Annotated in this window: 5 protein-coding genes; 2 read left to right on the forward strand and 3 right to left on the reverse strand. The window is 62.5% G+C overall.

Going from position 1 to position 14,055, the window contains the following annotated elements:
- Window positions 1-178 precede the first annotated feature (178 nt).
- On the forward strand, window positions 179-1,867 hold the full coding sequence (hflX, locus tag Q0X23_RS13400; protein WP_297860748.1) for a GTPase HflX: 1,689 nt from the start codon (window positions 179-181) through the stop codon (window positions 1,865-1,867).
- A gap of 628 nt (window positions 1,868-2,495) precedes the next feature.
- On the opposite strand, the gene Q0X23_RS13405 is transcribed toward hflX, so the two are convergent.
- Window positions 2,496-2,762 carry an acylphosphatase gene (locus Q0X23_RS13405; protein WP_119341033.1) on the reverse strand — a complete coding sequence of 89 codons (267 nt, stop codon included), beginning with the start codon at window positions 2,760-2,762 and terminating at the stop codon, window positions 2,496-2,498.
- Window positions 2,763-2,972: 210 nt separating this feature from the next.
- Here Q0X23_RS13405 and Q0X23_RS13410 point away from each other — a divergent pair, with 210 nt between their 5' ends.
- A complete protein-coding gene (locus tag Q0X23_RS13410) occupies window positions 2,973-11,369 on the forward strand; it encodes a translocation/assembly module TamB domain-containing protein (protein WP_297860749.1) in 8,397 nt (2,798 codons plus the stop codon).
- A gap of 338 nt (window positions 11,370-11,707) precedes the next feature.
- Here Q0X23_RS13410 and Q0X23_RS13415 read toward each other — a convergent pair whose 3' ends face one another.
- Both Q0X23_RS13415 and Q0X23_RS13420 read right to left on the reverse strand, forming a co-directional pair.
- The gene (locus Q0X23_RS13415) at window positions 11,708-12,877 is read right to left on the reverse strand and encodes a polysaccharide deacetylase family protein (RefSeq protein ID WP_297860750.1); all 1,170 of its coding nucleotides are present in this window, start codon (window positions 12,875-12,877) and stop codon (window positions 11,708-11,710) included.
- A complete protein-coding gene (locus Q0X23_RS13420; RefSeq protein WP_297860751.1) occupies window positions 12,859-14,040 on the reverse strand; it encodes an MFS transporter in 1,182 nt (393 codons plus the stop codon). Before Q0X23_RS13420 ends, Q0X23_RS13415 begins: the two co-directional genes overlap by 19 nt.
- Between the last annotated feature and the right edge of the window lie 15 nt (window positions 14,041-14,055).

A 14,055-nucleotide genomic window follows, 5' to 3' on the forward strand; every position in this document is an offset into this window, starting at 1 on the left:
CCTCAAAGCGTACCTGGAAAGGTCTGGATAGGCTGTGGCCTCTTGTGACTTTTATCATCTTCCCCTGACAAAACGGGTGCTATACTTATTGTAAGTTGAGACCACGAGCCGCGCTCCCGGAAGCCCAAAACGGTGGAGGGGGCGGGTTTGTTTTTAGCTCAGCTTGGGTGATTGATTAGTGGAGAAAATCTTCGGACGCACCAACGGTCTCAAGCCTAGCGAAAAGAAGCGCCTTGCCAACCTGTACAACCGCCGAGTGGGGGCCAGCCGGCTTGTGTCGGCTGAACTGGTTCGCACATTGGCGGCTCTGTCAGAGGAGCTGGAAAAGCCTATCAGCCTGCTGTTTGACCGGGGCGGGCGGGTGATTCGGGTGGCGGTGGGGGATGCGAAGGAACTGCCCGTGCCCGAGTCGGCCCTGGTAGAAACCCGCCTTTCCGGCTATCGCGTGCTGCACACCCATCTGGGCAGCGGCGGGCTTTCACGACCCGACCTCTCGATGCTGTTTTTGCACCGACTGGATGCCATGGCGGCCCTGGAGGTAGAACAAGGCCACCCCGGCAAGCTGCACCTGGCCCAGCTTTCGCCGCCCAGGGCCGATGAGGAAGACTGGCAGATTCTGCCCTCCAGGCCCTACCACGAATACCTGGAGTGGGATGTAAGTGCGGCGGTGGGCGCACTGGAAGAGGAGCTGTCGCGCCAGGCTCGAGGGCTGGACTTACGGGACGGCTCGGGCGAACGAGCCTTGCTGGTAGGGCTCGACCAGGGCGAAGGGGTGCAGGCCGAGGTAGATCTGTCTGAACTGGCCGAGCTGGCCCGCACTGCCGGAGCCATAGTGGCCCACAAGGAGCTGGTGTTCCGCCCCAGCCTCGACCCACGCTATGCGGTGGGCCGAGGCAAGGTGGAGGAACTGGTGTCGCAGGCTTACCACCAAAACGCGGGCACCCTGATTTTTGGCATAGAACTGAGCGCGGCGCAGGCCCGGGAGCTCGAGGCCATCACCGGCCTCAAGGTGTTGGATCGCACGCAGCTCATCCTTGACATCTTTGCCCAGCACGCCCGCACCCCCGAGGCCAAGGTACAGGTGGAGCTGGCCCAGCTCAAGTATCTGCTGCCCAGACTGGTGGGTAAGGGCAAAGAGCTGTCCCGCCTGGGCGGCGGTATCGGTACCCGGGGGCCGGGGGAGACCAAGCTCGAGGTGGATCGGCGCCGTTTGCAAGACCGCATCGCCGAGCTGACCCGCAAGCTGCGAGAAATAGCCGGCCGGCGCCAGGAAACCCGGCGACAGCGTGAGAAATCGGGCCTGCCCATCGTGGGGGTGGTGGGCTATACCAACGCCGGCAAAACCACCCTGATGCAAGCACTGGCCAAAAAGGGCGAAGAGGGCGAGAACAAACTGTTTGCCACCCTGCGGCCGCTGACCCGCCGGGGCTTCCTGCCCGGTATTGGAGAGGTGCTCTATACCGATACGGTAGGCTTCATTCGCCGTATGCCCAGCGACTTGCTGGAGGCTTTCCGCTCGACCTTGGAAGAGCTGCGCGACGCCGACGTACTGCTGCATGTGCTGGATGCTTCCCAGGAGGGTGCCCTGGAGCGCTATCAGGTAGTCGAAGGCTTGCTGGCCGACCTGGGTGTAGAGGCAAAGCGTATCCTGGTGCTCTCCAAAGCCGATCAGGCCGGTGGCTTCGACCTCGAGTTCCTCAAAGAGCGTTTGGGGGGGGTGTCCGTTTCAGCAGTCAAGGGTTTTGGACTTCAGGAACTCAAGGAAGCTCTGGCCAGTGCCCTTGTGGGCCAGGGGGTGCGTCCGGCGGCATGGGCGTATGTGCCCCCTGAAGTGGCGGCAGCAGTACCGGCTTCAACTGACCGATAGCCGGCCCCAGCAAACCACTCTCAATTCGGAACTCTCTACACGCAGGCAGTGATGGCCTTTGTATCTTTGGTCAAAGGTTTTCAAAGCCGATTATACAGATGATGCCGCATTCAAAAGGACAGTTTGCAAAAAAACCTATTGAATGCAGCGTCGTATAGACCCCCATACACTGCCTACCCTCCCCAGGCAGGGGAGGGCAAGGGGGGTGCTATGGAAGGGCAAATCCCCAGGTATAGCCATCTATACTACGCTGTATTGAATCCTGGGCTGTATTGAATCCTGGAGCACACCTCTCCCTGAGGGTCGGTAAAAAAGCGTCACCCGTCGGTGACGAAACCACCGAATCTGACAATCGAATGTGTGTGGCTTGCGATGTACGGCAGGGTTGGTGCATAAAGTAAAACCACGCCTTCCTCCCCCAACGGGGGAGGCTAGGTGGGGCCATAACACCCAGAGAGGTCACCTACCTGCGGGCATTTTTTCAGCACCAAACGTCTGAAGTGTCCCTGGCTGAGGTTTGCCAGGTTTCACGCACCGACCCTGCGATGTACGGGTCTGCGTTTGATTTACGCCCGCGGTTTTGTGTAGATTTACATTTGGACGTCGAAATTCGAAGCAGGGGTTTGCGTCAATAGGTTTGAAAACCCTTCAAGCCGGTGGCCTCGCTCCACTGAACGTCTAGCTGCTCAACTCTTGCACCCCTGGGGCCCTGGCGTAAGTGGTGAATCAGGTGCTCGAGGTCGGCTTTTTCGCCCTCGGCTACCACTTCTACCCGCCCATCCGCAAGGTTCTCGGCGTAGCCGGCGAGGCCAAGTTCAAAAGCTTTTTTGCGGGTAAAATAACGGTATCCTACCCCTTGCACCTGTCCACTAACCAGTACGGTGATTCGAAGCACGACTTCAATCTACAATAGTGTCGCATAAACCAGCCAATAGAGCACCGGCCCATCCTGATATGTCCGGAGGTACCAAGCCATGTGTATGGCTAGTTGTCCAAGGGGTATTTTGGACTTGACACAAAATTGGCCAGTTTTTAACCGCTTGGATTGGCCTGCAATGGGCAATTTCCTAGATTCCACTCAGACTCTTGGGCTAGACTAAGTGTTGTGCGGTTTGGGCGCTGGCTTCCGGTAATTTTGCTCCTCCTGCTGGTGGGGCTGCCAGCTTTTCCACCGCTCATCAGCTATGTTTTGCAAGAGGGCCTCAAAGCGGCCAATTTTACTGGACAATGGCAGGCGGTCGGCGGGTATTTACTCGGCGGAATCGAGCTGCGGGGGGTGAAGCTCGAGGGACACGGGCTACAGCTCGAGGCCCAGCGCCTGCGGATTGGCTACAACCTGCTCAGTCTGCAACGACGGGAACTGCCCTTGCGGATTTTCGCCGAAGAAGGCGATGTTTTTTTACGCTGGGATGCAATTATTCCCGAACAGCGCCAGCCGGGAGCCCCTGCGCCCATCCGCCTGCGGGTGGATGAGCTGGTGCTGAACCGCGTCAGCGTGCAGATCGAGCAGAGCCAGAAGTTTTTTTTGCCCACCCTGCGGGCTACCGTGCGGGGCAGCGGCCCCTATCAGGTCTCGGTGGCGCTCCCGGATGGAAAACTCATGGGAACAGTTCAGCGTACCGGGCGTGAGTTCGAGGCCTGGCAGATCGAGGCCAGGGGCGACTTGAGGGCGGCCCGTTACTGGTTCGATGGCTTTGAGGCGGGGGAGCTCTGGGGCACCTGGACGATTAGCCCTAAGGTCAAAAACGGCATTCTGGGCAAGAACCAGATCAAGAACGCGCGGGTGAAGATTGTGGGCTTCAGCCTTAGCGATATTTTCGGCAGCGTGGATTTTGATGGGCAGAGGGTCACGGCCAACCTGGTTGGGCGGGGTCTGGAGGGCCCCCTCAAAGGCTCGGCCACCGTGGACCTGCCCAACCAGGAGTACCGCTTTCGGGTGGAGGGCAACCCTACCCTGCCGGCCCTGGCGCAAAACTTTGGCCTGCGGCTGCCCATTAGCGGGGGTGGGCCGCTGGTGCTCGAGGGCCGTGGCTGGCAGAACCTGGTGTTGAGCGGGCGCTACCGCGGCGAGGGCCGCCTCCTGAACGAGCCCCTAACCTATGAAGGAACCCTGGCCTTCGATAAAAAGTTCCGCCTCGATACCGTGGTGGATGGTGCTTTTTTCGACCGAACCTTTCAGGCCACGGTGGCTTTGCGCAACACCGACGAGTACACCGTGGCCTTGCGCGACTCCTTTCGCAGCAACCTGCGCCTGAGGGGCAAGGGTTCCATCACCCAGGCCGAGGGCACCCTGGTCTGGCCCAAACCTCTACTCGGAGAAGCAGCACTGCGCTTTGCCAGCAGCGGGCCGCGCTGGAGCCTGGTGGTGCAGTCGGAAAACGTGGGCCTGCCCACCGCCAAGCCCTTTAGCCTGTCGGGCAGCTTACAGGGGCAGGGCCCGGGGGTGCAGGGCCGGCTGGGGGCGGTGAGCCTGAGCGGCACCTGGGATAACCTGCAGATGCAGCTTTCGGGCTTGGAGCTGCTGGTCGGCCAGCTTACCGGGCAGGCCAGCCTGAAAGCCGGACGCTTTAGCGGCGACCTCAACTACGACTCGCCCTATACCCGCTTCCCCCTTGCGGTACGGCAGGAGGGCAACGCCTGGCGGCTTTCCAACCGCTATGCCGAGGGGCTTTACCGCAACGGGGTGTTTACCCTGGGGGTGCGCGACCTGCCGCTGCAAATCCTGGAAGCGTTCAAGCTCTCGGGCGATTTGCGCTACGCTGAAGGCAGGCTCTCGGGCGGCTGGAACCTGCAAAGCGAGCGGGTAGCGCTGGACGGGGAGCTCTACGACCTGGCCACCCGCTACCGGGGCGAGGTACGCACCCCCCTGCGGGTGCTGCCCCTGAGCGGCACCGCCGATAGCGCCGGCCTCAAGGCCCGGCTCGAGACCCTCGATATCACCGCCAACGGAACCGATGGACTGCGGCTGCGGGGGCCTCTGGTGCTGGGGCCACAGATTCGCCTGGAAGCCAACCTGGGCTTGCAGGGCTCGCTTTACAAGGGCCAGGTGGATTTCGATTCGCCCTGGCTACGCGGCACCGTGGAGGGGCGCGGGGCCACGCTGTGGGCCGACACCGAGGGCTACGCCGAGCTTAGCGGCCCGGTCTGGCCCACCACGGCACTCGAGGGTCGCCTGACCCTACCGCTCACGGGCGCGATTGAAGTTCCCCCGGTGCCCCTGCAAGGAAACCGTACCGAGGTGCGCTGGCCGGGGGGGCGGGTCGAGCTGAAGGCCGGGCTCCCCTTTGAAGGCATCCTGCCGCTATTGGTAAACCGCGAGCCCGGCAGCCTGCAGGCCCGAGGGAACCTTGAGCGGGGCAGCCTGGAACTGCGCACCCCCTATGGCGTGGTGAATGGGCAGGGTGCCTGGCGCAACCTGGCGGTGCGGGGGCGTCTGAATTACGCCGGATACGCGGGCGAGCTGCAGGGGCAGGCCGATTTGTTTGGCCTGGCCTACCAGGGGCGCTTGCGCCTGCCGCAGCTGGAGGGGGCGCTTCAGTTCCGGGGCCGCAGCACCAACCTGAGCTACTCCGGGCTCTTTCAGAATGGCCGCCTGACCCTGGCCGGGGATTATCGCCTGGTAGCGGGGAACCCCCTGGAAGGGCTGCGCCTGCGGGCGATTGCTACCGGCTACGACCTGCGCCGCTGGGGGCTGCCGGGAACCCTGACGGGTAACTGGTCGGAGCGGGGCGGGCGCCTGAGTCTGGAAACCTCCTATGGGCAGGCCCAGATGACGGGTCGGGCCTTGCTGGGGCCGGCGAGCCTGGAAGCCCAGAGCCCCTACGGCACGGTGCGCGGCGTGGTCAGCCCCCAGTCGGTGGCGCTCAGGGGCAGTTTGCGGCTACCTTATCTGAGCGGCACGGTCGAGGTGGCGGGGCCATGGAACAACCTGGAAGCCAGGGGCCAGGGGCGCTACAACCTGCCCTATCTGGAACCCCAGCCCTGGCGGCTCAGTGCGGATGTGCTGGAGCAAACCTGGAAGCTGGAAGGGCCCTTGGAACTGGAAGGAAAGGGGCTTTCCTATGCCGGAAGGGTGAACTGGCCCTACCGAGTTCTGGAGCGTTCGGGGGTGTTGCAAGGCAGCGTGGAAGGGCAGTCGCTTGCCATTGAGGGGAGCCTTCGCACCATCTATGCGGGCCTTCCCCTCAGCGCTACCGTGCAGGCCGAAGGCGCCGATCTGGCGCGGCTGCAAGCGAGCCTCAACCTACCCGAAGGCCGGATGCAACTGGTTAGAGGGCAGGTGGGGTTCGACCTCGAGACTGCCCACCTGGCCCAAATTTTCAACGCCGATGTGCAGGGGCGCCTGAGCGGAAGCCTGGACTTGGCGGGGTTGCTTTCATCAAGTGGCCTTGCTTCCGCCGTGCCGGAGGGCGAGATGGCGGGGCAGTTGCAGGTCTATGGGCAGCGGGTGGTGGTGGATTACAAAGACCGATCCCTATCGGCTTTTTTGCCACAGTACCGGGCCGGGGTGGTGGTGGAGCTCGAGCCCGGCAACGACCCCCGGATCATTGGGGTGGGCGACCTCGAGGGTCTGCTCCGCGTGGGTGAGCAGCTTCAGGGCCGGTTGTCGTACCGCGTGCAGGATGTGAACGTAGAAGCCCAGATAGGGGGCCCGCGCTTACGGCCCGAGTTTGCGCTGGTGACCGATACCCCTCTGGCCAAGATTACGGTGCAGGGGAGCTATGCCCTTCAGCAGAGCCGGGGGCAGGCCCAGGTATGGCTCGAGAGCCCCTATGCCCAGGCCAGCCTGGAACTCTCCAGCACAGGCAGCAAGTACCAGGCCAGCGGAAGGCTTACCAGCCTGCAATACCTGCGACAAAACGGGCCCCTGCGCCTGAGTGGCGAAGGCGCCCGCTGGGCGCTTGTCTGGGCTGCGCCCATGCGGGTAGAGGCCCAGGCTCAGGCGGCCAATTTGGAGGAGGTGCGGCTTTCGGGGCAGGGGAGCCTCGAGGTGGGTGAACGCCTTTTTGCTCTATCGGGCAACCTGGCCCTAAGGGGCGAAACCTTCACCGGTCTGATGCGGGCCCAGGGCGAGCAGATCGCCCTGGAGCTGCGAGGAGAAGGCAACAGCCTGGCGGCACGTGGCACCGCCTACGACGCCTACGTGGAGGCCCGAATCAACCGCCAGGGCGACCTGAGCGGCCAGGTGGGCTATACCCGCACCCTGGCCGCCAATACCCTGAAAGCGCGGGGCACCTTAGGTGGAACCCTGTTCAAGCCGGAGCTGCTGGGCGAGGGCACCCTGGCAGGGCGTGGGGCCGAAGTGGCCCTCAGGTTTGGCTACCAAGCCGTCCCCCCTCGGGACGGCCAGGAGCCCGTGCGCCCAGAGGAGCAGCTCTGGGCCGAAGCCCGGGGGGCGGGGTTGTCGGCCAGCCTGGCCCGGGGCCGGTTAAAGCTCAGTATGGACAGCGACCTCGAGCCCTTTACAGGCCTGCCCATCCGCCTTCAGACCCAGGGCGAAGGGCCCTGGGAGAGCCTGAGTCTGCCGCTTACGTTGCGTGGCCCCAACCTCGAGGCCAGCGGTACAGCCCTCCCGGCAAAGCTGCAGGCCCAGATCGGGGGTCGCTACGCGCAACAGCGCTTTGACCTGAGCTACGACGGCGAGCTGCAACTGCAGCTGGATGGCCCCTATGCCAGCGGCACAGCCCGCTGGCGGGGCAATGCGCCGAGTGGGTTGCTGCAACTCGACGTTCCGCTGCCCGGTGGGCGGCTGGTGGGGCGGGCCAGCCTGGGGGAGGGCCGGGTCGAGCTCGAGGGCCGGGAGGGCTGGCAGGGCTCTTTGCGGGGGCAGTTGCGCGAGGGCTGGGCCCAGCCGGCCCGCTGGCAGCTCGAGGCCAGCCTGCAAGGCCCCTTGCCCGTGCAGGGTGCATCCGAGGCTACCCGGCTTTTGTTGCAGGGCCGCCTCGACCTCGACGCCGCGCCGCTTTCCCTGCGGGGCAGCGCAGAGGTACGGGTGCCGGAGTGGGGCGCGGTGCAACTCAGCGCCCAGGGCAGTGAAATTGACCTGCGCGGCCTGGCCGAACTGGCCCCCCTTTCCGGACGCCTGCGCTTGAACCCCTTACAGCTCAACTGGTCGTATGTGGGCGCTTTGCCCCGGGGGCTGGGGAACCTCGAGGCCCGGGGTATCTATCCGGGCCAGTGGATTGCGGGCCAGTACCAGATTGCTGGTCAAAGGGCCAACCTCGAGGGCCAGGACACCCGCTTGCGCCTCCGCGCCGTAGGGCTGGAGGCTACCCTGACCCCTGAGGGGCTCGAGGCCCGACTGCAAAACTACAACCTGAGCGGCCTCCAGCTGAGCGGGCGTGTCGGCGGCCACTGGAATAGCCTGGAGGGAAGCCTGGATTGGGATGCGCTGGGCCGCCGGGGCGCCATCCAGGCGGCCTGGCGGCAGAATCAGTTGCGGGCCAGTCTGAGCGGAGATCTGGCGGGTTCGGTGGTCTATGCTCAGACCTGGTCGGGGGGGGTGCGCTTCCGCGAGGGCAGCCTCGAGCTTTCCGGGGCGGGGATTCCGGTGGTGGATGGCGAGGTGCTGGGCCTGGCGCTGCGCTTGCGCTATCCCCTGCTCCAGGTGGCCCCCAACCGCGAGAGCCTGGACAGCCCAACCCCGGCCAGCACCAGGCGGGCCAGCAGCCTGACGATCAACCTCTCGGACCGCAGCGCTTCGGGCGGGCTGGAGGTGCGAAATGTGGAGGTGCGGGGCCGGGGGCCCGAACTCGAGGCGGTCTATCCATTAGCGGGCGGGCGGCTGGTAGCAGACCTGGATTTACAGACCTTGGCGGTGCGCCTTGCAGCCCCCGAGCTGGGGTCTGGGGAACTCCAGTTCAAGCAGGGTCAGCTTGGCGGGGGGCTCAATCTCACGGCCTATGGACTGGGGTTGGCCCTGGAAGGCGCGGGCTCCAAAGCCGATGTACGCGTCACCCATCCCGAGACCTCCTGGCTTCCCTGGAAAACCGGCACGCTGCGTGGACAAATTAGCCTGGATGGGCGCTGGCAACTGAGCTACCTCGATGCCGAAGAGAAACAGCGAATAGAAGCCGAAGGTCGCCTGCTCGAGGCCGTACTTAGCGCCCGGGGGCCCTGGCTTCAGGGGCAGATGAAGTACACCGGCCAGGGGGATTGGCTGGGCAACCTGAACATCGATTTGCCCCTGGAACTGCTGGCCAGCCGACTACAGCTCAAAATCGAGGGGAAGGAAACCCTCTCGGCCAAAGGCAGCCTGGTCGGCGACCTGGGGCGCCTGGAAGTGGAAGCCAGCCTGGCCCGCGACGGCCTGCGGGCCCGCGCCGGTTTCAGCGACCTGGCCCTGGAGGAAGTCCCGCAGGTCAGCAGCCGTCTGCCCTTCATTACTGGGCGCGCTTCGGGTTCGCTGGAGTACAGCCAGGGTGTGCTCCTGTTCAACCTGAGAAGCCCCGGTCTGCGGGTCCGAGGTGACGACCTGGCCCTGGCTACCCGTGCCCAGGGTTCCTTCAGCAACGGCCTGCTGCAGGCCGACCTCAGTTTCGAGCGCACCGGTAATCAAGGCACGCTGGGCGAAAACGGGGTGCTGGGCTTCAACCGCACCACCGCCAGGGTCAAGCTGGAAAATGGCATCCTGAGTGGGGAAGCTACCGCAGCCTCTTTTCCCTTGCACTGGCTGTTTTCCACCTGGGCGGGCGATTTGGCCGGGCAGGCCTACTGGACGGGTCGGACCGCCTTCAGTTTCAACACCCGCAACCCCTGGGCCTCCAAAGGCATCTGGGTGGGCGAGTACCTTCGCTTCCAGGGAGGCGGCGATACCCTGGTGGGTACTGCCGCCCTGCGCTTTGAGCAGGAGCGGCTCTACATAGACCAACTGGCCCTCTCGGGCAAGGGTACCTGGAGCGGCTCGGGTTTCTATGGCCGGCAGGGCAGCAACCTTCGCTTGAACCTGGAGAATACCTCCTTCACGCCGGTTCTGCAGGTGATACCCAACCTCAAGCCCTTGGCTCCCGAGGGCAGCGGCACCTTGCGCCTGGCCTCCAGTGGGCAGGTTTTCGACCTGACGCTGGAAAACTTCAATTTCAAACTGGGGCCGGTGCGGGCCGAGACCCCCCGCGCGGTGCTGAAGGTGGGCGATACTGCCAGCGCTGAGGGACGCATCAAACTGACCGCACCTTATCCGGCCGAGGCCCAGCTCTCCGGCGAAGGTGACCTCCGTAACTTCACCGTACGGGCCAAAGGAACCACCAATCTACCGCTACTCAGCCCAGATGAGCCGTTTGCTTTGAGCTTTAGCTATCCCGCCTATACCCTGGACGCCACACTGGAAAAGCAGGATGCTCGTCTTTATGGCACGCTTTTCCCTCAGCTGATCCTGACCTTGCAAGGGCAGGTACCGGTGCGCTATCCGCAGTACTTCTTGCTCGATGGACTACTGGAGACCAACCTGATCCTGCGCTACGTGCGCGGGACCTATCTGGTGCAGGGTTCTGCCGATGTAGTTAGGGCCCGGCTGGGCTTCCCGGAGGGGCAGCGGGAGGTCACCATCGCGGCTCCACCCGAACCAGGGGCCACCCGAGCGGCCAGTGTAGTGCCTGTGGAGTTTAATAACGTTCGTCTGCGGGCCGAGCGGGGCATTCTGATTCAAGAGACGCTGGCCCAGGGCGAGCTAGCAGGCGAACTCTTCCTCAACGGCGATTTCACCAATCCCTTCCTCTCGGGCGAAGTGGTGGCGCTCAGGGGCAATTTCAAGCTCTGGGATCGGGATTTCACCATCCGCGACCGCTTGCCCGACGAACGGAGCTATGCTCGCTTCAGCCCTGCAGCGGGCATCCTGCCCGATTTGCAGATTGTGGCCGATACCCAGGTGCAAGACCGGGGCCAGGATAACCGGCGCATTCAGATCAACCTGACCCTCAAAGGAGAGTTCGTGCGGCAGAACGGTCGCATCAAGGTCAACCTGACCCCTACCTTCGTGGCCCGCTTCAACAACGATATCGCCCGCAAAAACGACGGCCAGCCCTATACCGATGCCGAAATCTACGCCCTGTTGTTGCTGGGCCGCTCCGATCTTTCGGCGCTGCCGGCCGATATTGCCCAGACCGGCCTCCAGGCGGCAGTGCAGAACTTTATCGTGGGGCAGCTCGAGCGCGAACTGGCCAAAGCCCTGGGACTTGATCAGGTCAGGGTTGAAATTCCTGCCCTCAACGGGGGTACCCTCGAGGAAACCCGTTTTACCATCGGGCGCTACCTGTTGCCTGAGCTGTTCTTCGCTTATACGGTAGACTTGCGGGGCTACCAGACCATCTTTGCCGAATACCAGCAAGGCGACTACCGCTTTCGCTTCAGCAGTGAAATTTTCCCCCAACCACGGCCCGAGTTCTCCTTCGGCTATACCATCCGCCCCATCGGAGCCGACCTTACCCTGGACATCGCAACCGGCATTGGCGATGGCACCCGCAACGACGGGGTCAAATTCGGCCTGGGATTTACCTTCCGTTTCTAGTGCACGGATAACTTGTTTTGCGGCATGTCTTGAAGCACGTCGATTGCCCATAAATGCGATTAATTGCGATGCGCGGCTCATTTATACCAAATCCACATGAACCCTTTACCTTCTCCCAACGGGGAGAAGGTGGTGACACCCCGACTGCGCCATTTACAAATAGCGATAGGAACACGCTTGACTGCACCTGGGGTGTCGCCGGATGAGGGAGCTTGGGATGACCCTCAAAGCTAACTGCCTGGGTAAAGCTAACCGCCTGGGTAAAGTTGTTAGAGTCCTCTTCACAAAGATCGAGTCCTACCAGGGTTAGGAATCCTTTGTCCCAGAAGAGACGCAGCTTATTGGAGCTCGGCCTTGGGCTTTGGCCCATACTTGTCCAGGATGGTTTCGCGGCTGATATACACCACCTGGGCAGGGTCGGTGAACAGGTGACGCGCGATCTCGCCCCGGTAGAGCCAGGCAAACCAGGCGGTAGTAATTTTGGACTGCAGTTCCATAGCTTTAGGCACTGGATGGGTCTTAAATCCCAGGGCCAGCGCCCCTTGCCCCAGATAGCTGTAGCCGAACAGAAACCGTATCTCAGGGTGCTCCTCAAGAAACTGCACGGTTTCTTTGAAAGTTTCCCGGAAAGCTCGCAAGACCTGTATGGGGGTCATGTCGGCCAAACGGGCCGACTCAAAGTGGATGTGGGCGCAGGGCGTCCCCTTGGGGTACTCGGGCAGGTCGGGGCCGGGGTAGGGCTGGAGTTCCAGGCGCAGGATGTGGTTGTAACGATACCCCACCTTGATGTTGCCCACCTTTCGGTCGTAGCGTTCCTCATAGCCCTGGTTAATCCGGATCAAGCCCTGGCGCGGGCCCAGGGGTTTTAGGGGAAGCTCACCTAGCTTGACCGGTTGATAGCCGTTTTCCACCAGCCTGGGCAGCAGTAACTCCAGTACGCTGAGGGTTCGGGCCGGGCCGTCGTGCAACAGCACCACCGAACCCCCCTTGATGTAAAACATCATTCGCTGGACGAGTTGTTCGGCAGGTTTGTCCAGCCAATCTTGCGATTCAATATCCCAAAGTACAACTTGTTTGCCCTGCACTCTGGCGAATAGACGGGTAAAGGGGGAGTGAATGCCCCAGGGAGGGCGGTAGAGTTTTCCCGGACTCTTCTGAATGTGTACCCACTCCGTCCAGGGGGCCATCAGCACGGCGGGACGGTGCCAGTAGCCATGGGCCTCGAGCTGGTGGCCTGCCGAGGCCATCTTTTCTACCAGGTCGGGTCGTTGTTCGGCCTGCTGACCGGTCAGGAAAAAAGTAGCTTTGAGGTTGTATTTTTGCAGCAGCCCCAGAATGGCCTCGGTCTGTTCTGAGGGGCCGTCGTCGAAGGTCAGGGCTATTTTGGGTTCAGCCCGGTTGCCCCAGGCCAGTGCTCCAACGCCCATCCAGCGGCCCAGCACCTCGGCCAGGGCGTAAAGCAGCAGTACGGCAACGACCAGCGAACCGATCAGGGTTGCGATGTCCACCAGGGCCTCCACAAAGCCACTACGTAAAATACACTAAGCAAAAGCATAATTGCTCCACCGGCAAAGAAAGGCGCGTTGTTGGCAATTGCAGCGGCCAGCACGCCCCCGACTGCCGGGCCAGTGGCGTGTCCCAGCCCTTCCACAGTCATCAGAGTACCCCAGGCAGCGGCCCGGTTGTTTTCTGGCAGCAAGCGCACCACAAGCGCATTCCAGGCCGGGCCAAAGCAGCCAAAGCCTACCCCACCCACCACGGCCAGCAGCAGCAAAACGGGAAGTTCGGGTTTCAGGCCAAGGCCAATCATGGCCAAGCCAATGAACAATAGCCCCACAATCAGCAGTTCGCGGGGGCTTTTACGGTCGGCGTGGCGGCCTGTCCAGATGAGCAAAATAGTGGAAATGGCACCACCCAGTACGATCAAGACAGTGATCCAGAACATGCTCAAGCCCAGCCCCTGGGCGTACTTGAGAATGTAAAAACTGAACAAAGCTGGGGCAAAGGTCTGCCCAAAGGCGGCGGGAATAAAGAGCAGAAGCCGTCGCCACGGATAGAGTTCTTGCCTTGGTGGGCGAACGCGTTCGGGCCGGAAAATGAGCGAAAGGCCGATCAGGATAACCGCTATTTGGATCCACTCGAGGATGTTCAAGGCCAGGCCAGGATTGACCTTGGTCAAAAAACCTATTCCGAGCACACCAATTCCCGTCCAGGGAGCGGTCAGCATGTTGGTCAGGGTGACTGCCCGGCCCTCCCGTCCCTGTACAGCTACCTGGCTGCTAAGCGTTAGCAAGCCGGGGAAGATGGCCGAAAGCGACACCCCCCAGACCAGACTGAGGCTAAACAACAAAACTGGTGACTGCGCGTAGGGCACAGTCAGCAATGCCAGTAACCCTATCGCTCCACCGACCAGCGTGACAATACCCATGCCCAGCTTTTGCGAAAGGTAACCACCCAGGCTCTTGCTGAAACTGTCCGACAGGAGGTGAATGCTCCAGGCGGTGCCAATCACGGCCAGGGTGAAGCCCAGGCTACCCCCATGAATAGCCAGGTATCCGGCGTAGAATCCGTTGCGAACCCCCTCCAATAAGCCCCAGGCCAGTATCAGGCGGGCTACCGCCGACAATCCTCTGAGGCGCCAGGGGGAAAGACGTTGTAACTTGAGGCGCACGGCTTAGAGTATACC

Origin of the sequence: Meiothermus sp. (genome assembly GCF_026004115.1) — a bacterium.
In the GTDB taxonomy this organism is placed as follows: Bacteria; Deinococcota; Deinococci; order Deinococcales; family Thermaceae; genus Meiothermus.